Annotated in this window: 16 protein-coding genes and 1 tRNA gene; 10 read left to right on the forward strand and 7 right to left on the reverse strand. The window is 51.4% G+C overall.

Annotation, left to right across the window (positions count from 1 at the left end; genetic code table 11):
- The first annotated feature begins 21 nt into the window (after positions 1 to 21).
- Positions 22 to 2,136: a 3-hydroxyacyl-CoA dehydrogenase NAD-binding domain-containing protein gene (locus RIC29_18325; protein MEQ8736885.1), complete on the forward strand. Its 2,115-nt coding sequence runs from the start codon at positions 22 to 24 to the stop codon at positions 2,134 to 2,136.
- On the opposite strand, the gene RIC29_18330 is transcribed toward RIC29_18325, so the two are convergent.
- Both RIC29_18330 and RIC29_18335 read right to left on the reverse strand, forming a co-directional pair.
- On the reverse strand, positions 2,133 to 2,924 hold the full coding sequence (locus RIC29_18330) for an SDR family oxidoreductase (protein MEQ8736886.1): 792 nt from the start codon (positions 2,922 to 2,924) through the stop codon (positions 2,133 to 2,135). The two genes, RIC29_18325 and RIC29_18330, sit on opposite strands and share 4 nt — an antisense overlap.
- A complete protein-coding gene (locus RIC29_18335; GenBank protein ID MEQ8736887.1) occupies positions 2,921 to 3,343 on the reverse strand; it encodes a hypothetical protein in 423 nt (140 codons plus the stop codon). Before RIC29_18335 ends, RIC29_18330 begins: the two co-directional genes overlap by 4 nt.
- A gap of 185 nt (positions 3,344 to 3,528) precedes the next feature.
- Between RIC29_18335 and RIC29_18340 the strand changes: the two genes are divergently transcribed.
- The 3 genes from RIC29_18340 to RIC29_18350 all read left to right on the forward strand — a co-directional run bounded on the left by RIC29_18340 (position 3,529) and on the right by RIC29_18350 (position 6,043).
- Positions 3,529 to 4,257, forward strand: coding sequence for a CpcT/CpeT family chromophore lyase (locus RIC29_18340; GenBank protein MEQ8736888.1), 729 nt, complete (start codon positions 3,529 to 3,531; stop codon positions 4,255 to 4,257).
- Positions 4,258 to 4,304: 47 nt separating this feature from the next.
- Positions 4,305 to 4,988, forward strand: a complete 684-nt coding sequence (locus RIC29_18345; protein MEQ8736889.1) for an SDR family oxidoreductase — start codon at positions 4,305 to 4,307, stop codon at positions 4,986 to 4,988.
- Between the two features lie 149 nt (positions 4,989 to 5,137).
- Positions 5,138 to 6,043: a hypothetical protein gene (locus RIC29_18350; GenBank protein MEQ8736890.1), complete on the forward strand. Its 906-nt coding sequence runs from the start codon at positions 5,138 to 5,140 to the stop codon at positions 6,041 to 6,043.
- Here the strand turns inward: RIC29_18350 and bktB are convergent.
- From bktB to RIC29_18365, 3 genes are all read right to left on the reverse strand, one after another.
- A complete protein-coding gene (gene bktB / locus RIC29_18355; protein MEQ8736891.1) occupies positions 6,040 to 7,230 on the reverse strand; it encodes a beta-ketothiolase BktB in 1,191 nt (396 codons plus the stop codon). The two genes, RIC29_18350 and bktB, sit on opposite strands and share 4 nt — an antisense overlap.
- Positions 7,231 to 7,342: 112 nt before the next feature.
- A tRNA-Asp gene (locus RIC29_18360) sits at positions 7,343 to 7,419 on the reverse strand.
- Positions 7,420 to 7,566: 147 nt separating this feature from the next.
- The gene (locus RIC29_18365; GenBank protein MEQ8736892.1) at positions 7,567 to 7,905 is read right to left on the reverse strand and encodes a VanZ family protein; all 339 of its coding nucleotides are present in this window, start codon (positions 7,903 to 7,905) and stop codon (positions 7,567 to 7,569) included.
- Positions 7,906 to 8,108: 203 nt separating this feature from the next.
- Between RIC29_18365 and RIC29_18370 the strand changes: the two genes are divergently transcribed.
- Positions 8,109 to 9,656, forward strand: a complete 1,548-nt coding sequence (locus RIC29_18370; protein MEQ8736893.1) for an ATP-binding protein — start codon at positions 8,109 to 8,111, stop codon at positions 9,654 to 9,656.
- A gap of 27 nt (positions 9,657 to 9,683) precedes the next feature.
- Positions 9,684 to 10,316: a hypothetical protein gene (locus RIC29_18375; protein ID MEQ8736894.1), complete on the forward strand. Its 633-nt coding sequence runs from the start codon at positions 9,684 to 9,686 to the stop codon at positions 10,314 to 10,316.
- A gap of 62 nt (positions 10,317 to 10,378) precedes the next feature.
- On the opposite strand, the gene metH is transcribed toward RIC29_18375, so the two are convergent.
- Both metH and RIC29_18385 read right to left on the reverse strand, forming a co-directional pair.
- Positions 10,379 to 13,048: a methionine synthase gene (gene metH / locus RIC29_18380; protein MEQ8736895.1), complete on the reverse strand. Its 2,670-nt coding sequence runs from the start codon at positions 13,046 to 13,048 to the stop codon at positions 10,379 to 10,381.
- Positions 13,045 to 14,115: a homocysteine S-methyltransferase family protein gene (locus RIC29_18385; GenBank protein ID MEQ8736896.1), complete on the reverse strand. Its 1,071-nt coding sequence runs from the start codon at positions 14,113 to 14,115 to the stop codon at positions 13,045 to 13,047. The genes metH and RIC29_18385 overlap by 4 nt, the downstream gene beginning before the upstream one ends.
- 599 nt (positions 14,116 to 14,714) lie before the next feature.
- Between RIC29_18385 and RIC29_18390 the strand changes: the two genes are divergently transcribed.
- The 4 genes from RIC29_18390 (at position 14,715) to RIC29_18405 (ending at position 20,128) form a co-directional block, all read left to right on the forward strand.
- A complete protein-coding gene (locus RIC29_18390) occupies positions 14,715 to 15,299 on the forward strand; it encodes a peroxidase-related enzyme (GenBank protein MEQ8736897.1) in 585 nt (194 codons plus the stop codon).
- Between the two features lie 10 nt (positions 15,300 to 15,309).
- Positions 15,310 to 16,770: an NAD-dependent succinate-semialdehyde dehydrogenase gene (locus RIC29_18395; protein MEQ8736898.1), complete on the forward strand. Its 1,461-nt coding sequence runs from the start codon at positions 15,310 to 15,312 to the stop codon at positions 16,768 to 16,770.
- Between the two features lie 141 nt (positions 16,771 to 16,911).
- Entirely contained in the window at positions 16,912 to 18,096 is a 1,185-nt protein-coding gene (locus tag RIC29_18400) for a hypothetical protein (protein MEQ8736899.1), read from the forward strand.
- Positions 18,097 to 18,274: 178 nt separating this feature from the next.
- Positions 18,275 to 20,128, forward strand: a complete 1,854-nt coding sequence (locus RIC29_18405) for an ABC transporter ATP-binding protein/permease (protein ID MEQ8736900.1) — start codon at positions 18,275 to 18,277, stop codon at positions 20,126 to 20,128.
- Positions 20,129 to 20,133: the final 5 nt, after the last annotated feature.

A 20,133-nucleotide genomic window follows, 5' to 3' on the forward strand; every position in this document is an offset into this window, starting at 1 on the left:
TGCATATGATCGAAGTCATATATGTCTGCCTTGGTTGAGTATTCCGTTGAAAACGGCGTTGCCGTTCTTCTTTTAAACAATCCGCCTGTGAATGCGTTATCGCAGGCCGTGCGGCAGGAAATTAAGACTCGCCTTATCCAATCTGAAGCAGACTCTGCAGTATCGTCTGTAGTGATAGCAGGTGCGGGACGCTTGTTTAGTGGTGGCGCAGACATCCGTGAGTTTGATGCCCCTGTCAAAGAGCCGTCATTGCCGGATCTGATTGACCGCATTGAGCAATGTGAGAAACCCGTTGTCATTGCGCTGCATGGCAGTACCCTTGGCGGTGGGTTTGAATTGGCCATGGGGTGCCATTATCGCGTCGCACACCAGGGTGGTGTGGTTGGATTGCCAGAGGTTCACCTCGGCATTATCCCAGGGGCTGGCGGCACGCAACGTCTGCCGCGATTGATTGGCGCTGAGGCGGCCATAGACGCGATTGCGACAGGTCGTCATATTCCCGTCGCGGAGGCTAAAGCGCTTGGGGCCATTGATATGGTGGTCACGACAGATGTCACTCAAGCCGCCATAGAAGTCGCGCGAGCCTTCAAAGATCGTTGCAACATACGCCGCACGTGTGATCTTAGGGTTGAGCCAAGCTCTTTTTCAGACTCGTTGTTTGAGGAAGCCAGGTCCCTATTCGCTAAATGTCGTAGAGACTTTGAGGCTCCACCTGCTGCTGTGAGTGCGATTGAGTGGGCCTGCACTTTACCGATTAAGGATGGTCTTAAGAATGAACGTAGCCTTTCAACCGAACTGAAGGTGTCACTCCAATCTAAAGCGCAACGCCACTTATTTTTTTCTGAGCGTTTGGCGCTTAAAATTCCAGACATTCCCAAAGAGACCGTTCAATTTAAGATTGCCGCAGTTGGCGTCGTTGGTGCGGGCACGATGGGGGCAGGGATTGCCATCTGTCTTTTGTCCGCAGGTTTGGATGTGATTTTGGTGGACCGTCAAGCTGACTTATTAGAGCGCGGCTTAAATCATATACAGAAAACCATACGCCGGGATGCTGAGCGTGGTCGTTTATCGTCTGAGGCGTGTGAGGATCACCTGAGCAGACTGAGGGGAACTTTGTCACTGGAAGATCTCAGGGACGTGGATCTTGTAATCGAATCAGTGTTTGAATCGCTGAGCCTAAAGAAAGCTATCTTTCAAGAACTAGATCAATTTTGTGAGCGGGCTGCAGTGTTGGCAACAAACACATCGACGCTCGATATTAATGAGATTGCAGCTTGCACGACGCGGCCTGAGCGTGTTCTCGGGACTCACTTTTTTTCACCGGCCAATATCATGAAGCTGCTCGAAGTTGTGCGAGCGGATAAGACATCAAAAGAAGTTGTGATGACGATCATGACCCTTGGCCGCAAAATTGGAAAAGTGCCGGTTTTATCGGGTGTCGGGTATGGGTTCATCGGTAACAGAATGTTGGAAGACTACGTCCGCGAATCTCAAATGCTTCTGTTAGAGGGAGCCACGCCGGCGCAGGTCGATGGGGCTTTGGAAGCTTGGGGGATGGCCATGGGGCCATGTGCTGTCATGGACCTCGCAGGCCACGACGTGACTTTTTTAACGCGAGATCAAAACAGGCATCTCCTGCCTGACGATCCGCTGTATTGTGTTCCCGGCGATCTCATGTATCGCGAAGGACGATATGGTCAAAAGACTGGTTATGGCTTTTACCGATACGCAGATGGGCGCACCCGTGAAGTTGACGGAGGCGCGATCTCACTTATTCAATCAGCTGCGTTTGATCTCAATGTTTCTCAACGCACTGATATATCTGATGCAGAAATTCAGCAGCGCTGCTTGTATGCCCTTGTCAACCGTGGCGCGCAGTTGCTTGAGGATGGTATCGCGCTGCGCGCCAGCGATATTGATGTTGTTTGGGCTTCAGGCTACGGCTTCCCAGCCTATCGTGGCGGTCCGATGTTTTACGGTGATACGCTGGGCCTAGGTCAGATCGTAAAAGCCTTCAATGATTTTGCGGGCTCATTTGGCAATGAGTATGGCTACTGGACTCCGGCACCGTTGCTGACTCGGTTAGCAAATGCGGGGAGAACTTTCGCCGCCTTTGACAAAGCCAGCGGTTCTTAGCTGTCTTCCGGAGGCAGGTCTGCAACATCCTGACGCCAGTCATAGGAAGGAGATCCATCGTCATTGAGCAGGGCAAAGGTTTTACCCCGGAGAACCGGTTCGGTCAGGCTTGCGACAGCCACCGTCGCGACATCACCGATATCCACAACCCGTTCCGCCATTGGCAGCTTTATGTAATCCGGACGTCTTGCCGCCCGAATGGCTTTTGTACCACCTTCAGTATCCACCAGCCCAGCTGGGCCAATGATGGTGAAGGGAACGCCACTTTCCTTTAATCGGTTTTCTGCTTTCGTTTTCCAATAGCCTACGTAGCCGAACAGCGGGTTTAGCTTTTGGTCTCTTGCTGGTCCGGCTGAGCCAGATGAAATCAACACGAAATGTTTTGCTTTTTCAGCTTTTGCCGCATCAACCAAATGACGGACGCCCAGGTAATCCACAAATTGGCCGCCGTTGGGGCCTGCAAACTCTGTATAGCCAATGGCGCAGATTACAGCGTCCATGCCATTGACGGCCCGCGCTACGTCGTTGGGATTGCGGACGTCGCAACTCATCCAGTCCACGATCTCGCCAAAGCGAGCTTTTGCCCGCTCGGCATCGCGGGTTAATCCGCGCACCCGATATCCGTCCGCGAGCAAGGCCGCGACAATGCGTTGACCGGTGCGTCCGGTCGCGCCTGCGACAACGACAGTAGAAACCTGCTTTTGCCCATAGACAGATCTGCTGAGGCCCGTTATGCCAACCACGCCGAGTGCAAAGGAGCGCCGAGAGAGTGTGAGGGTGCGTTTCATTTGTCAGCGTCTCCCTTTGAAAGTCGGTGACAGGTGGCGAGTCCACCAGCCGTCAACTCGGCGTCCTCTGAGAATCCCACTTGGAAAACCCATTGATTCAGGTTCGGCCAGAAATCGAGCATCACATGCGTGGCTTGACTCAGTGTGCAGAACCACCCTTCTGTCTCAGGAAGTGGCACGGTTTGGCCGCGCATTCCCTGACTGGTAAGAAAGAAACGGCGGATCGGCGCATCTGGCCCATCTAAGGCATCAATCTCCGCGAGGGCGGGTAAATCCATCGGCATATCAATAGATTTCGGCTGATTTTGCTCAGGAATATGCTGAGCCAGAACGGCGGGGAAAAATGAGTTACTGAGCAGGGCGACAGCGAGAAAAACGCAGGCCCCCAATCCGGGCCAGAAATTCTTCCGTCGTTTCATCTCGGTGTTCATTTGATCAATGCTCCCAAAACCTATGAAAACTTATGGGAAATTACTGGTTGCCGCAAATCGGTCACGGCTCACCCTATAACGTTGAAATCAGTTAAGCCGTCTCGACATGTATCGTGTAACACGTCAGAATTTGGCTCAATGTGCATCTGCAACGCTGATTTCCGGAGGATGCTGTGAGCTTCAAGAAACGTCTCATTTTCTTTGTGGTTGGGCTTGGAGTGTCTCTGCTCACCTATAACTTGGTGTTTGCCTCTGAAACCAACACCTCTGGTGCCACTGAGTCTCAGCGTATTCTCGATGCTGTAAAGGTGTGGGTGAATGGCCGCTACGACAGTTCTGAACAGGTTCAGCGCGATATCGACAATAACGTTCCCGAGAACCTTCAGCATCGCCTGATGCATCAACTTTTTTTACCGGTAGAGCTGCCTTTCCTTGACGGAGTCACAATCTATCAACAATCTTCTATTGATGGTTCAGACGATAAAGAGTGGATCATCCGCCGTGGAGTCTTGCATTTTTTTGTGAGTCCAGAGACCGGACAGGTTCATCAACGTGAATTATCCTTTGTGGACGAAGAGAAATTTTACAACGTCCACCGTAATCCAGAACAATTGGACGGATTGACCATCGAAGATTTCACTTGGCGTCTTGGCTGTGACTTTAAGCTAAGTTTGCGAGAGGACGGTAAGGTCATCTCAGGCCCAATGGATTTTGGCCCCTGCCGGATGATTAATCCCGGCAGTGGTGAAGATATGATCGCGGAAGATTCAATTCATATCACCCCTAATGAATATTGGTTTCTTGGGCGCTATCGTGACAAAGAGGGGCAGATCGTTTGGGGTACGGAGAGTGATGAAATGAATAAACTGAAACGCGTTAGCACATTAGAGGTTGGACAATGATCACTTCTCTCAGGCATACCGTTTTAGCCTTGGTCGCGGTTATGGCTATGACTTTTCCATCCCACACGTTTGCCCAGGATGAGTATGCGCCTGCGGACGGGTCAGCACCAGATGGTATTCTCGTCTTTGGTGGAACACGCGGTACAGGTTTAGAGGTTATCAAAATTCTTGCGGCGCGCGGAGATGCTGTCACGGCTTTTGTCAGGCCGACGTCAGATGTGGCGGAGCTTCAATCTTTGGGCGTTGAGTTGTTCGAAGGTGATGCCCTTGAAGCAGACTCGGTACAAGCAGCCTTTGAGTCTGGCTCCTACCAGGCCGTGATCAGTTCACTTGGCAGCAGCGGAGGCGATAGTCCTGTTGATGACGTTGGCACGATCAATATTGCAACAGCTGCCGTTGCATCTGGTGTGAACCGTATGCTGATGGTCAGTTCCATTGGTGCTGGGGAAAGCCTACAGGCGTTACCATTCTTTGTGCGTTGGGTATTGGGGTCTGCCCTAGAACGCAAAACCACGGCTGAAAACTACATTAAGGCCAGTACGTTGGATTATACGATTATCCGTCCCGGTGGCTTGGGCGAAGGGCCAGCAACCGGAACTGGCTTTCTGGTTGAGGACACCCAGCGTTTCGACTGGGGACGAATCCCGCGCGCTGAAGTCGCCCGTTTATTGGTTATAGCCTTTGATGATCCCACGAGTCTGCGCAAGGTTTATCATGCCGTGCCTGATTAGGGTGGAAGGCGCTTTTGTTTGCTTTTGGTCTAATTCTTGTAGCAGAGTTATAATAATTCTTCGCTAAAGCACAGTAGCTCTGAGGTGATGGGTTCAATGGGAAGCGCCTGTTAAGCAGCTACGATTTCTGGGTAAGGGGGAAGCCAAGTATGTCAGAATCGGGTTCTGTTACTCCTCAGTTGGGAATTCTCCAGCGCTACTATCGACCGCCCTATATCGGCCTTCTGGCGTTTGTAGCTGTGCTGCTCGCTGTACCGCTGGCCCATTCATTAGTTATCGCTGTAAGGGATATTGTTGGCTACGAGAATGCGGGTGGTTTGTTCCTGTCCATTGGGGTCATCGCGGCGGTGATGTTGTATATCGGCGCGCGCCGTAATGAAGAGGTAAGTGGAACGCTACTCGGTTTCACGGCAGGCATGCTGATATGGATTGGCTGGGCGTCCTACTCGTTCAAGTTTAATGAAATCTCTTTGGCGATGCCTATGGCAGAAGTTGCTCCGGGCGTGAAGTGGCCAGCTCATTTGCTCTTTATACAAGGGTCTTTGGGCATTTGTGTTGCGACGCTGCTCTTCTTTGTTTTCAACAAAGATACAAGATGCAACGCATTCCGGTGGTTGCAAAAAGTACTGCGGATGAATCTAGGAGACCCATCACCTGCCAAAGACCGCAATTTTTGCCGGATCACATTTTTGGAAACAATTTACGTTACCTGGTTTTGCTATGCGACCTCACTGTTGCTCGGTGACCAGAGGTTTTTGGGTTATGATCATCCTGTCACGTATGGGATTGCTGGGGGATTGGCGATCTGGGGACTCTACTTATTATGGCGGCTATGCCATTACACGCGGGTTATGGCCGCAGTCCGATACGCAATCCCAACCAAAGCAATTTTCTGGATTCCTTTTGGCGAATTGGCTCCACGCTATGGATTTTATGAGGAGGTCTGGCTGAATCCACTACAGTACTCAGCGGCTATGTGGACTGTACTCGTTGCTTTCCTTGTTCTTATTATTGCGACCGGCCTAGTACCCCAGCGTCGGCAGTCTAAGCGTTAGTGGATGGCCTCAATGATACCCGCGATCCCCTGACCACCCCCGATACACATTGTGATCAATCCATAGCGCCCCTTAATACGATGCAGTTCGTAGATGGCTTTTACCGTTAGAATAGCACCGGTTGCGCCAACCGGGTGGCCAAGCGCAATCGCACCGCCATTGGGATTGGTTTTGTCTTCTGGAAACCCAAGATCACGCGCCACAGCACAGGCTTGCGCTGCAAACGCTTCATTAGATTCAATCACATCCATGTCTTGAATAGACAGCCCGGTTTTTTGCAGCAAACGTTGCACGGCAGGTACAGGGCCAATGCCCATCTCTGATGGGTCGACGGCAGCATGCGCATAACCGACCAATCGCGCGATTGGCTTTGCTCCTACTCGTGCAGCCGCTTCTTCTTCCATCATGACCAATGCGGCAGCGCCGTCGTTGATACCTGACGCATTGCCGGGTGTCACAACCCCATCTTTCTTAAAGGCGGGACGCAGCGCACCTAGGTCTTCTATTGTGACGTCACCGCGTACATGTTCGTCTTGGTCAAAGGTCACTGTGTCTCTGCCCTGTTTTACGTCCAGAGACAGAATTTGATTGGCGAACCGCCCCTCGGCCTGGGCCGTTGCTGCGCGTCTGTGACTCTCGACAGCAATCGCGTCCTGTGTATACCGGTCAATGTTCCATTTTGCGGCGATGTTCTCTGCCGTGATACCCATATGTCCGTTGCCAAAGGGGTCATTGAGTGCGCCCAATAGTGTGTCGATCATGGCAGCGTCGCCCATCTTTTGACCCCAACGCTGCGCAGGCAGCAAATAAGGTGCGCGGCTCATACATTCAGCACCACCGGCAATTGCCGTATCTATGTCCCCTAAAAGAATCTGTTGTGCAGCAGAGACCACTGCCTGAAAGCCGCTGCCGCACAATCGATTGACGGTGACGGCTGGCGTGACAATCGGCAGCCCACCTTCCAGGGCGGCAACGCGCGCCAGATACGGATCGCGTGTATCGGTTGGTACAACATTGCCAAAGACCACGCTTTCAACGGAGTCTGGGGCAATGTTAGCGCGCGCGACGGCTTCACGAGTCACGGCTGCTGCCAAAGCCGTAGGGGGATGGTCTTTAAGGCTTCCCCCAAAGCTACCGATGGCCGTTCTAACGCCAGAGACAAATACGACGTGTCGTTTGTGAGACATGATTTCTCTCCTGCATTTTTGAGGGTCGGTGTTGGCGGTAAATTCACAGTCTAAAGAAAAAGGGCCTCAGCTGTGTAGCTAAAGACCCTTATCAAAACTCTATGCCATAAAGTGGCGGGAGTGACGGGACTCGAACCCGCGACCTCCGGCGTGACAGGCCGGCGCTCTAACCAACTGAGCTACACCCCCTAACTGGGCTCCGCAAATTCACCAAAAAGGCGCGGCGTCCTGCGGAAGGAGCGGGGTTGTAACAGGCATGGCACGGCGGCGCAAGAGGTCTGGCACTCGGATTATCAATGTTGCGGATCGCGCCACGGCGCGGACTTTCAAAATAGGTTAATGGCGGTGTCGTGCCGACCAATATCTGATCGAGATGAGACCTAGGGTGGCACCTAGAGCGTCTGCGAAGAGATCCCATAAATCCGGGTGCCGCCCAGGTGAAAAAGCCTGACCGGCCTCTATCAAACCACCATACAGTGTGCATGCCAAAAAGATCAGGAAAACATGAGGTTTTGGACATGTCAGCCGCATAAGAATGGCTAAAACAGCAAAGGCGGTGCCATGCTCCAGCTTGTCATAGCCTCCCGTTGAGATCGCTGTTTCGGCTGGTAAGAGTGACAAAATGGCAATCCCCAAAGCCCAGGACGCGCATAAAATGGCTGTCAGTCTAGGCATTAGAACGGACTCCGCGAAGATGCACTCATTCTTCTAATAACCTTGCGGTACCATCAGAGTTCCAGTTTTCATATTGTTGAAGTGCAATATACACGTATTAGTTTAGTAATCGTGTGGACAAACTTTTTGGTGGACGTCCCGCGTTTAGGAAACTATTTTTTAGTCTAAACTAGTTTTGATCCTTGAATAGGATTCCTCCACGTATGCTTGCCGCAGACGTTCATAGTGCAGTGTCGCCAAAAGGGACAGACGCAGAAGATGGCGCAGGCTTGCTATCGCTTGCTGAGACCATTGGCAATATGGGGCATTGGCACTGGCAGGTCGATGCTGACACCATGACATGGTCGCCCCAAGTCTTTAGCATTTTTGATGAAAACCCCTCTTTTTTTACGCCCTCTCTCAGCCATTTTGTAGACTCGTTTTATGCCACAGATCGTCAGCGTGTTGCTGCGTATTTGAATAAGGCCACAGCAGATGCCGTAAGTTTTGAATTTGACGCACGGATCGTGACGCGGACGAGTGCTTTAAAAAACATCATCGTTAAAGGTCAGGCTGAGTTTGATCAAAGCGGCAAGGCCAGCGCTCTGGTTGGAGTGATTACGGATGTCACTGCCGCTTTCAAAACGTTGCAAGCTGTGCGTGATCAGAAAGATATGCTTGATCTTGCTGCGCAGGTATCTGGCCTAGGGCATTGGGTTTGGGATCCGGAACAGGCCAGCCTAGCCTTTTGTTCTGACCATCTCTGCTGCATGTTCGCCACCCAACTCGAAAAGTTGCTGTCCGGTATTTCGCATCCATCTGAGTTTTCCCGGTTTGTTCATGAAGATGACCGGAGCGTCTATGTTAACACCCTCTCAAGCAGCATCGTTGCTGCGCGCCCCTATGATCTTGAATATCGGTGTGCACCATCGATCGGCGTGCGTTTTTATAGGGAAATAGGTCAGCCAGTTGTAGACAAAGCGGGAAACCTGAAACGCTATATTACGACGGTTCAAGATATCACGGCAGCTAAGATTCGTGAGACCGAGTTAGATAAAGCGCGTCAAGAACTCCAGCAGTCTGTGCAGGCAAAAGACCAATTATTTTCAATCATTGGTCACGACCTCAAGAGTCCGTTTAACAACATCATTGGGTTCGCATCTTTGCTCTCTAGCGAAGACGTTAAGCTCCCGCCTGAAAAGGTTAAAGAGTATGGCGCGTTGATTGTAGAGGCGGCCCAGAATACGAATGCACTGCTTGATAACCTGTTGGCATGGGCTGCAGTTGAAAGTGCTGACTTACCATTTCGGTGCACAAAATTTGAGCTTGAAAGTGCTGTTGAAGAAAGTATTCGTCCGTTGCAACTTTTGGCTCGGGCAAAGGGCGTCGAAATTAGACATGCATTAGAGCACATGCAGGTCACTGCAGACCGTAATATGGTGCAGACTGTGTTTCGTAATCTTATAAATAACGCTATTAAGTTCTGTGAGACAGGAAATCAGATTGCAATTTCTGCGCAGATTAAAAAGGACGCCCCTGAGCATGTACATATCACCGTCACAGACGACGGCGTCGGCATGGATGCTGATAAAGTGGAGGCGTTTCTTCAAAGTCGCAAACTTTCGACCACACTCGGCACGGGTGGAGAGACCGGATACGGTCTCGGACTCAGGCTTTGCCTCAATTTGGTGCATCGCCATGGCGGCGACCTATGGGTTGAGTCCAATCCTGGATCGGGCTGTAAATTCCATTTCACTCTCCCTACCGGCTAAAGTCGTTGACGCCATAGGCCATCTCAAATGACGGTTGTCTATTCAGCCACAGAGGGCAGCTCTCCCGGATATCTTATTTGGGAAGATGCTGAAAAAGAAACTTGGTGGTTGGCCCGCAGTCACAGCGACGGTTTCACATTTGTTATCGCCCCCGATAGCATTACTTCGCACATTTTGGTGCTCAGGCAAGCCGAAGGCGGTAAAGACCATCGCATCATTGTTGCCGTGCCTTTAACACTTCACGGTGATTTGGTTTCTGCAATTGCTGAAGCAAAAAGATTAGCTGTGAGATGGGTGAGTGAAGCGAACTCCCCAGAAATTATAAGTGCCGTTCGATCATGGCGGGCAAAGCGATGGACTAGAATTGCGCTGAAGGAGGTTCCTTTGGCCTTTGTTGCCGTGATGATCGGTGTCGCCCTGTCTTTTTTTGTCTCAGCGTTTTTTATCATGACGAATTTTACTGGCTGGACGATGGTTGTTGTCGGCACGCTTTTGGGTCTGGCATCAGGGTGGCTGTTAAAATGGGCAGCGGACCGGAAGTTCACCAGTTTAATGGGACCGCTCGGTCGTTTCATTACGGTGGTCGGCGGCGCGACCCTGGGCGCACTTTTAACCGTGTCGTCTTTCTTGGTTTTGTTTAGCGGCGCACCGCCGGTTTAAAGGCGGCGCACCGCCGACTTAAATGATGCGCACCGCCGATTTAAACAACCGTGCCTGTGTCTCTAAGCAGGTTTGTCAGGGTCGTAGTTGAGGTTAGGAGCGAGCCAGCGCTCCATGGTTTTAATGTCAAAACCTTTGCGGACGGCATAATCCTCGACTTGATCCCGCTCAATTTTGCCGACCCCAAAATATTGGCTGTCGGGATGTCCAAAATAGAAACCAGAGACAGAGGAAGCGGGCCACATCGCGAAGCTCTCAGTTAAAGACACGCCCGTATGTTTTTCAGCATCCAGCAACTCCCACAGCAGAGCTTTTTCCGTATGATCGGGGCATGCCGGGTAGCCTGGTGCGGGCCTGATTCCTCTATACTGCTCCTGTATGAGGTCTTCATTTTTCAAGTTTTCGTCAGACGCATAACCCCAAAGTTCTTTGCGGACCTTTTGATGCATGCGTTCGGCAAATGCCTCCGCAAGCCTATCCGCTAAGGCTTTAAGAAGGATTGAGTTGTAGTCATCCTGGTCGTCTTCAAACTTCTTGACCGGCGCATCAATACCTAGCCCTGTTGTGACGACAAAGGCACCCAGCGTGTCTATAAGGCCGCTGTCTTTTGGAGCGATAAAGTCAGCCAGAGCCAGGTTGGCGCGGTCTCTGCCTTTGCGGGGCATTTGTTGACGCAGTGTATGGAAAGTCTGCAGGGTTTTTGAGCGCGATTCATCGCTATAAACTTCGATGTCATCACCCACTGCGTTGGCGGGCCAAAGACCGACGACCGCTTTCGCCGTGAGCCATTTTTCGCCGATCAGTCTCTGCAGCATGGCTTGGGCATCATTATAAAGCGAACGCGCTGTCTCTCCCACGTAACTATCATTAAAAATATTGGGGTAAGTGCCCTTCAATTCCCATGTCGCAAAAAACGGCGACCAATCAATGCTGGTGGTTAGCTCAGCAAGGTCATAGTCATCGTAGATTGTAAGGCCAGGCGCTTTCGGTTTAGTTGTCTCGTATGACCCCCAGTCAATCTGTTGTTTATTGGCGCGAGCATCAGCGAGGGGTAGTCGTGTTTTTGCTCTCTGACCTTTTTCATGAGCATCGCGAACAGAGTTATATTCTTCACGCACAGACGCCATGAAGTCGTCTCTTAGCGAAGGCGATAAAAGGTTGCTGGCGACCCCGACTGCGCGTGATGCATCGGTCACATATATGGTTGCGCCGTCATACTTAGGCGCAACTTTTACAGCTGTATGGACTTTGGAGGTTGTTGCCCCCCCAATAAGTAATGGCGTGTTCATGCCAAGACGTTTCATCTCGCTGGCAACGTAAGACATTTCCTCAAGGCTTGGCGTGATGAGGCCGGAGAGGCCGATTATGTTTGCGTTTTCAGCTTTTGCTGCCGCCAGAATCTTCTCACAAGACACCATGACGCCAAGATCAACGATGTCGAAGTTGTTACACTGTAAAACTACACCGACAATATTCTTGCCAATGTCATGTACGTCGCCTTTTACAGTGGCAAGTACGATTTTTCCTTTTGAGCCCGTGTCTGAGTTCGGGTTGTTTGCTTTTTCTTCCTCAATAAAGGGAATCAAATAAGCCACAGCTTTTTTCATAACCCGGGCGCTTTTCACCACTTGGGGCAGGAACATCTTTCCTGAGCCAAACAGGTCGCCAACAATGTTCATCCCGTCCATCAACGGGCCTTCGATCACATCAAGCGGTCGATCTGTGTTTTGACGAGCTTCTTCTGTGTCTTCTTCGATGAAATCAGTGACACCGTTTACAAGCGCATGGCTGAGGCGATCGTTGACAGACTTCTCGCGCCAGGACAGATCAACCACCCGCTTCTTGCCTTCGCCACGATACTGATCCGCGATTTCCAACAAGCGGTCTGTGGCGTCAGGACGACGGTTAAGAATGACGTCTTCAACGCGCTCCTTCAGGTCTTCGGGAATGTCGGCATACACGGCCAGCTGTCCGGCGTTGACGATGCCCATGTCCATCCCGGCTTGAATGGCATGATACAGAAAGACGGAATGCATAGCTTCGCGGATAGGTTCATTGCCGCGGAAGGAGAACGATATATTCGAGACGCCGCCGGAGATATGGCAGTGCGGCAGGGTTTCTTTAATTCTGCGCGTGGCTTCAATAAAGTCCAGTGCATAGCCGTTGTGCTCTTCGATGCCGGTCGCTACGGCAAAGATATTGGGATCGAAAATAATATCTTCAGGCGGGAACCCGATTTTCTCGGTCAGCAATTTGTAGGACCGGGTGCAGATTTCTACTTTACGGTCAGCGGTGTCGGCTTGGCCGTTTTCATCGAACGCCATCACGACTACGGCCGCGCCATAGCGTTTCAGCTTACGGGCCTGCTCGAAAAACGGCGCTTCGCCCTCTTTTAGGCTGATGGAATTAACAACAGATTTGCCCTGAACACATTTTAGTCCGGCTTCAATGACCGACCATTTAGAAGAGTCGATCATGATGGGCACGCGGCTGATGTCTGGTTCTGATGCAATCAGGTTCAGGAATCGCACCATGGCGGCTTCTGAATCCAGCATGGCTTCGTCCATGTTTATGTCGATGATCTGAGCACCGTTTACAACTTGATCGCGGGCAACATCCAGGGCGGCCTCAAAGTCATCATTGAGGATCAGCTTTTTGAATTTTGCCGACCCGGTGACGTTGGTCCGTTCACCGATATTAACAAATGTGGTTGAGGCTGACGATGTGCTCATGATGCTAAAGCAAATGGCTCTAACCCAGAGAGACGCAGTTTGCGTTCGATCTTTGGGATTTTACGTGGGGCTTTGCCGGCGACAGCCGCTGCAATAGCGGCGATATGATCTGGGGTCGTGCCGCAGCACCCGCCAATCGCGTTGAGCAATCCATCTTCGGCCCATTGGCCAATCAGGCTCCCCATTTCCTCTGGGGTCTGATCGTACTCGCCAAATTCGTTGGGCAGTCCGGCATTAGGATAAGTGCAGACATAGGTGTCAGCGATACGGGAAATCTCCGCCACATAAGGCCGCAGTTGTTCAGCCCCGAGTGCGCAGTTCAGGCCAATTGTGAAGGGTTCGACATGACGCACGGAGTTCCAAAACGCTTCAGCGGTTTGTCCGGATAAAGTTCGGCCTGATTGATCTGTGATTGTGCCAGAGATCATGACCGGTAGTTTATCGCCCGTTCTTTCAAAGACATCTTCAATCGCAAAAAGCGCAGCCTTGGCATTTAACGTATCAAACACGGTCTCAACCAAGATCATATCTACGCCACCCTCGATTAAACCTTCCACAGCTTCCTCGTAGGCCCCCCGCAGTTCGTCGAAGGTTGTGTTGCGTTTGCCTGGGTCATTGACGTCTGGTGAGATCGAGGCTGTACGATTTGTCGGGCCGAGGGCACCGGCAACAAAGCGCGGCTTACTTGGATTTTTAGCTGTTACTTCATCACAGACTTCGCGCGCGATCCGTGCTGATTCTAAATTCAATTCACGGGCATAATTTTGTAAGCCATAATCCGCTTGCGCGATTGAGGTCGAACTGAACGTATTGGTTTCAAGAATATCAGCGCCAGCGTCTAAGTAGGCCCTATGGATCTCTTTTAATATCTCTGGCTGGGTCAGGCACAGCAGATCATTGTTGCCACGCAGATCGTGGCTCCAGTCCTTAAAACGCCCGCCGCGAAATCCAGCTTCATCAAGCTGATAGGATTGGATCATCGTTCCCATGGCCCCATCAAGCACGAGAATCGATTTATCAATGGCTGCTTTAAGTTGGGCGCGACGGTCCTGCCGGGGAGCGGACATGGGGTACTTCCTTCACCAAAACTGGCTCTATATAGATTGTTTCAGAGGTTCGTTTATAGAATTCGGACATTCTATGCAAACGCTGTGAGGCGTATACAGAGATCCCCTGGCTATATTTGGGTCATAGATCTACGCCATTATTTTCTGAAGATTGGCCAGCCAGTCTAAAACGCGTCTCCGGTTTACCCCAAAATCACTGTGTCCATATTGCGACCGGCTGTAGACCGCCAAAGAGCATTCCGTTTCACCTTTTGCGATGAACTGAACGGATATAATGTCTGGGTATCCAACCAACAGAGAGCGCTGAACATAGGTTCGACTCAACCCATCGTCAGACCTATCATGCTCAATGGTACGGGGCTGATCGCTTATCATTGCCTCCCAGTTGGTTATCAGCAAAGCACAATGGCAAGTATAAATGGGTGCTTCCTGGTCCGGTGGCGAGGCGCTAAAATCTGCGGGGCACAACAAAAAGGTATTAGGAGACGCTGGCCGGGACAGATCAGCGAAATCCATTGCGGGTATCGGTTTTAGACTCAACAGGTTCATACCGTTTACTCTAGAGACATAATTTCAGAATTGAAATCCGGAGAACATCGATGCCTCAACCCTCACATGTCATGGCCCTCAAAACGCCCACGGAGTTGGAATTGGAGGAAAGCCTTGATGAGAATATGAAAAAATACTTCAACGTCTGTAAAGAGAAACTCGGTATTCTGCCAAATGTTTTGCAGTCTTATGCCTCTCGGCCAGAAAAGCTCAAAACATTCGTGTCCTTCTATAATGAGTTGATGTTGGGAGAGAGTGGGCTCAGCAAGTTGGAACGCGAGATGATCGCTGTTGTGGTCTCGTCAACCAACCACTGTTTCTATTGTGTTGCGGCCCATGGCCAAGCTGTGCGCCAACTCTCTGATGATCCAGAGCTTGGTGAGATGCTTGCCATAAATTATCGTGTGGCTGATTTGTCAAAACGTCACGCTGCTATGTTAGACTTCGCTTATAAAATGACATCGGCACCCAGTGAAGTCGGAGATGCAGATCGACAAGCTTTGCGCGACGCCGGGTTTGGCGATGATGAGATTTTTGATATCGCGGATACGGCAGGCTTCTTTAATATGTCGAACCGTGTGGCGACAGCTGTCGATATGATGCCCAATCCCGAATACCACGGACGTAATCGCTAGGATGCCTGATATGAACCTGAACGACCCAAGGCTTCTCAAAAACCAAGCTTATATCAATGGCGCCTGGCACAGTGGCGAGCAGGATTCTACTTTTGCTGTCAGCAATCCTGCAACGGGCGACGTGATCACTGAGGTCACCGAGTGCGGCGCTGATGCGGCCACAGCCGCTGTCGAGGCGGCACAGGCCGCGCAAAAGCAATGGCAGTCTAAAACGGCCAAGGAACGTGCCGCTATTCTGCGTCGGTGGTTTGATTTGATGCTCCAGCACCAAGACGACTTGGCGGTTATTATGACGGCGGAGCAAGGCAAACCCTTAAAGGAATCCAAGGGCGAAATCGCGTATGGCGCGAGCTTTGTTGAATGGTTTTCTGAAGAAGCCAAACGGATCTATGGCGATGTCATTCCCAGCCATCAGCCCGGTAAACAGATCATTGTGCTTAAGCAACCAATTGGCGTTGTTGGGGCGATTACACCCTGGAATTTCCCCAATGCGATGATTGCCAGGAAGGCCGCGCCTGCGCTTGCTGCGGGGTGCACGTTTGTCGTTAAGCCAGCCGCTCAAACCCCCTTATCTGCCTTGGCCATGGCTGAGCTTGGTGAGCGTGCGGGATTGCCCGCAGGCGTTTTCAATGTGGTAACGACATCTAAGTCGCGGCCTGTGGGTGAGGTTTTGACAACGCATCCAGCGGTACGAAAGTTCACCTTTACCGGATCGACCGAGGTGGGCAAACAGTTGATGTCGCAATGTTCAGGCACGGTTAAGAAGGTGTCCCTCGAATTAGGCGGCAATGCACCGTTCATTGTTTTTGATGATGCTGATTTAGACGCCGCCGTTGAGGGGGCGATGGCTTCTAAGTACCGCAATAGCGGGCAAACCTGTGTCTGCGCCAACCGGTTCTTGGTGCAAGATGGCGTTTATGATGCCTTTGCCGCCAAACTGGCAGAGGCGGTCAAAGCTTTGAAGGTTGGCAATGGCTTGGAAGAGGGGGTCGATCAAGGACCACTTATTGATCAAAGTGCATTGGAGAAAGTTGAATCTCTCGTCAATGAGGCTGTTTCTGGAGGGGCCAAAGTTTTGACTGGCGGAAAACGGCATGAGCTTGGCAAGACTTACTATCAGCCGACGGTTCTGACGGATGTCAAAGCGGATATGCCGCTGGCCAATGAGGAGATTTTTGGTCCGGTCGCGCCTTTGTTCCGTTTTTCAACAGAAGAAGAGGCGATTGAGCTGGCCAACGCCACACAATACGGATTAGCAGCTTATTTTTATGGCCGAGACCTAGGGAAAGTCTGGCGTGTTGCCGAGTCGCTAGAATACGGCATGATCGGGATTAATGAGGGCATTATCTCAACAGAAGTTGCGCCTTTTGGTGGTGTTAAAGAATCTGGCATTGGCCGGGAAGGGTCTCGCTACGGCATAGAAGAGTACATAGAAATCAAGTACTTACTGATGGGCGGGCTAACGCATTAGATTGGTAGGTTTCGGCTGAAAACGGCTTTATCCCTAGGAGAAATCGGTGCTTTTGATTGAATTTGCCGCTTGTTAATTGTATAAAAAGGATGACGCAGAAGCCGTCAGAAGAAATCCCGTCGCTTAGAAAGGGCGATGACCATGACCGAAGTCGTGACAGATACAGCTGCTTCTTTGCAGCAATCCCTCGTAGCTGAACGTCAGCAACGGGCTTTTAGTGTTTCCGGCGGAAGCCAGGAAAGCCTATCCCAAAATACTGCGAGCTTGGCTGTGCAAAAAGGTGCGCTAGCAGCAGATGCTGTGGTCCGGCAATCAAAGTCAGAACAATCTCAATCCGAAAGCCGCAACAAGCAGCAAGCTGCAGAGCAGCAGATCAAAAGAGATGCACCTGATCCTGCTGATCAGCCGCGTCCATCTCGCTCAGTTTCGGCAGATCCCGTCGATAAAATTGAAATTAAAGATTTCGACGTTGGCCGCCGCGCTGCTGAAGTGGTTGGCACCGCAGACGTCGTTCAGCGCTTTGATAATAATCTTGATGGTCGTGTTGACCTTCTGGAATCTCAGCGTGCGACCAGGGCGCGTGATACATCCTTCACATATGCCGCTCGTGGCCAGGCTCATACGGATACACCAACCGTGGCAGAGCAGGTTCAGGATAAAGAGATCTCAAAATCTGTGTTGGCACCTGTCGCCCAGAATGCGCCAGTGAACACGAGCACACAGGCACAATCGGAGTCTGACGCGAACATTCCGCGCAAAATCTTCAATGATGTTCAGGTGAATTCCGCTGGCACGGAAGCAGACGGTGTGGTGCCGAAGAAGCTGTTTGCAGCTGAAGACATAGCCGATCAAGGCGCGGTGACAGATGGTGTGCCGGTTCAGCAGAAATTCTTTGGCGAGGGAGCTGAGGTTGTTCTCGGGCGCTTTGCAACGGATGCTGATGTCCAACAGAAGCTATCCGAAAAAGCAGAGCAGTTTGAAACGGGTCGTTTCTATGAAGGCGAGACCGGCGAAGAGAAGCTCTACGACAAAGTGGCACAATCTGAGCCTGGGCGTTTCGCGCCAGAAGAAGACGGCAAGCTTTATGGTGATAACGTCGGCGAAGAGGTGCCTTTCTCAGGTAATTCTGGCGGCGGCACTGAAGAAGAGCTTTCTCTGTATGAGAAAGCGCAACAAGTGGCGCAGCGCACTGATGGCGCGTCAGTCGAGGAGCAGCCCGACAAAAAGATTTACGGAGAGCTTGAGCTCTATTCGGATGTCGCCGGATTCGGCGAGGCCGCTGTTGACCCTGTTACTGGTCAGCCTATTCCGGCAGTAACCGCTTAAGTCGTTCGAGAGTCACCTTCTTAGAGGTGAAGACTGGTCGTTAGGAGAGGCGCAGGCGTTGTCTGCGCCTTTTCCATTTGTGTTTCGAAGAACACGTTCATATGTTGCACTGAACTCTCTGGCCATGCGACAAGCAGTCGGCTGAAGTCTGATCGGTCAATCGAGAGGTTATCTAAACGTGCGCCAAGCACAGAGCCCCCTTCCAGAAGACAACACCCGGCGCCGTGGCGACCTGGATGTTCTGAAGTCCTTATGGCCCTTCTTGTGGCCGAAAGGCGATCTTGAAATCCGCACGCGCGTGGTTTTTGCAATGCTGGCGATTATCGCGGCGAAAGTCGCGATTGTCTTCGTGCCGTATTTTTTAAAACTCGCTGTTGATGCGCTGGAAGGTGACCTTCTGAGCCTGCCGTTGTGGGTGATCTTGGCCTACGGAATGGCGCGTTTGCTTTCTCTGGTGTTCGGTCAGGTGCGCGATGCCGTTTTCGCAAAAGTTGGCGTGCGTGCCGTCCGAAAATCAGCGTTAGCGATTCTTGAGCATCTGCATCGCCTCTCCCTGCGCTACCATTTGCAACGTCAGACAGGGGGGCTGTCGCGTTCAATAGAGCGTGGCACGATTGCCATTCAAAGCCTGCTGTCGATTACCCTCTTCAACTTGTTTCCGACGCTGTTCGAGGTCGGTCTGGTCACCGTGATTCTGTGGGGTGCATTTGATGCCTGGTTTGCCGTGGTGACGTTCGCAACCGTCGCGATCTACGTCTTCTTTACGGCCTATACAACGGAATGGCGGCTCAAGTTCCGCCGCGAAATGAACCAACTGGACAACAAGGCCAATACGCGCGCCATTGATAGCTTGCTCAACTATGAAACCGTCAAAGCCTTTGGTAATGAAAAGCTGGAAACCTCTGAATACGATTCAGTCATGGAAGAGTACGAGCACGCCGCTGTGCGCACCCAGGTTTCGCTCGCCTACATGAACATCGGCCAGTCCGCGATTATCTCAATCGGTGTGACCTTGCTGATGGTGATGGCGGGTTACGGCGTGGTGAACGGCACGATGACCCAAGGCGATTTTGTTATGGTCAACACCTACATGCTGCAACTGGCCCAGCCCCTCAATTTTTTTGGCTTTGTGTATCGCAATATTAAGCAGGCTTTGGTTGACCTGGAGAAGATGTTTGAGATTCTGGATGAAGCGCCAGAGGTTGAGGATTCTGAAGAGGCCAAGCCGCTAGTCCTTGAGGGGGGAACCATTACCTTCGAGAATGTTACGTTTGCTTATGATGTCCGGCGTCCCATCTTGAAGGGCGTGTCTTTTGAAGTCCCTGCTGGCAAATCCGTTGCCATTGTCGGTCCAACAGGATCCGGTAAATCTACGATCGGTCGGCTATTGTTCCGTATGTATGACGTGACATCAGGTTGCATCAAGATTGACGGGCAAGATATTTCCCAGGTGACACAAGATAGTCTTCGCGAGACTATTGGAATAGTACCCCAAGACACTGTCTTGTTTAACAACACATTGGATTACAACTTATCTTATGCAAAGCCTGGATCGGACAAGAGCAGAATCGAAGATGCCGCTCGCATGGCGCATATCGACACGTTCATCGCTGCATTGCCGGATGGGTACGAGACACTGGTTGGTGAGCGTGGTCTCAAGCTGTCTGGGGGTGAAAAACAGCGTGTTGCCATTGCGCGTGTCATACTAAAAGGCTCTCCCATTCTCATTTTTGACGAAGCAACGTCTGCCTTAGACACCCACACGGAAAAAGAAATCCAGGCCAACTTGGCGGAGGTCAGCGCGGGGCGGACGACGTTAATGATCGCGCACCGCCTATCCACCATTGTTGATGCTGACGAAATTCTGGTCTTAGAAGAAGGTGAGGTGGTTGAGCGCGGCACGCATACAGCCCTCATTAACAGCGATGGGCCCTATGCTTCGGCGTGGCGAAGACAGCAAAAATCGTTTGCAGATGAAACGTCTGATGAGCTGACGCTTGAGGCAAGCAGCCCAGACACTGTAAAGGTTTAGGATAA

Source organism: Rhodospirillaceae bacterium, from assembly GCA_040219235.1.
Taxonomy (GTDB): Bacteria; Pseudomonadota; Alphaproteobacteria; order Rhodospirillales; family Rhodospirillaceae; genus WLXB01.

Excerpts from the sequence above, each read along its gene's own strand:
- RIC29_18370 (MEQ8736893.1), top strand. The coding sequence starts at position 8,109 with ATGCTTGCCGCAGACGTTCATAGTGCAGTGTCGCCAAAAGGGACAGAC.
- RIC29_18400 (MEQ8736899.1), top strand. The coding sequence starts at position 16,912 with ATGACCGAAGTCGTGACAGATACAGCTGCTTCTTTGCAGCAATCCCTC.
- RIC29_18395 (MEQ8736898.1), top strand. The coding sequence starts at position 15,310 with ATGAACCTGAACGACCCAAGGCTTCTCAAAAACCAAGCTTATATCAAT.
- RIC29_18345 (MEQ8736889.1), top strand. The coding sequence starts at position 4,305 with ATGACTTTTCCATCCCACACGTTTGCCCAGGATGAGTATGCGCCTGCG.
- RIC29_18390 (MEQ8736897.1), top strand. The coding sequence starts at position 14,715 with ATGCCTCAACCCTCACATGTCATGGCCCTCAAAACGCCCACGGAGTTG.
- RIC29_18365 (MEQ8736892.1), bottom strand. The coding sequence starts at position 7,905 with ATGCCTAGACTGACAGCCATTTTATGCGCGTCCTGGGCTTTGGGGATT.
- RIC29_18350 (MEQ8736890.1), top strand. The coding sequence starts at position 5,138 with ATGTCAGAATCGGGTTCTGTTACTCCTCAGTTGGGAATTCTCCAGCGC.
- metH (MEQ8736895.1), bottom strand. The coding sequence starts at position 13,048 with ATGAGCACATCGTCAGCCTCAACCACATTTGTTAATATCGGTGAACGG.
- RIC29_18325 (MEQ8736885.1), top strand. The coding sequence starts at position 22 with ATGTCTGCCTTGGTTGAGTATTCCGTTGAAAACGGCGTTGCCGTTCTT.
- bktB (MEQ8736891.1), bottom strand. The coding sequence starts at position 7,230 with ATGTCTCACAAACGACACGTCGTATTTGTCTCTGGCGTTAGAACGGCC.
- RIC29_18335 (MEQ8736887.1), bottom strand. The coding sequence starts at position 3,343 with ATGAAACGACGGAAGAATTTCTGGCCCGGATTGGGGGCCTGCGTTTTT.
- RIC29_18330 (MEQ8736886.1), bottom strand. The coding sequence starts at position 2,924 with ATGAAACGCACCCTCACACTCTCTCGGCGCTCCTTTGCACTCGGCGTG.
- RIC29_18375 (MEQ8736894.1), top strand. The coding sequence starts at position 9,684 with ATGACGGTTGTCTATTCAGCCACAGAGGGCAGCTCTCCCGGATATCTT.
- RIC29_18385 (MEQ8736896.1), bottom strand. The coding sequence starts at position 14,115 with ATGTCCGCTCCCCGGCAGGACCGTCGCGCCCAACTTAAAGCAGCCATT.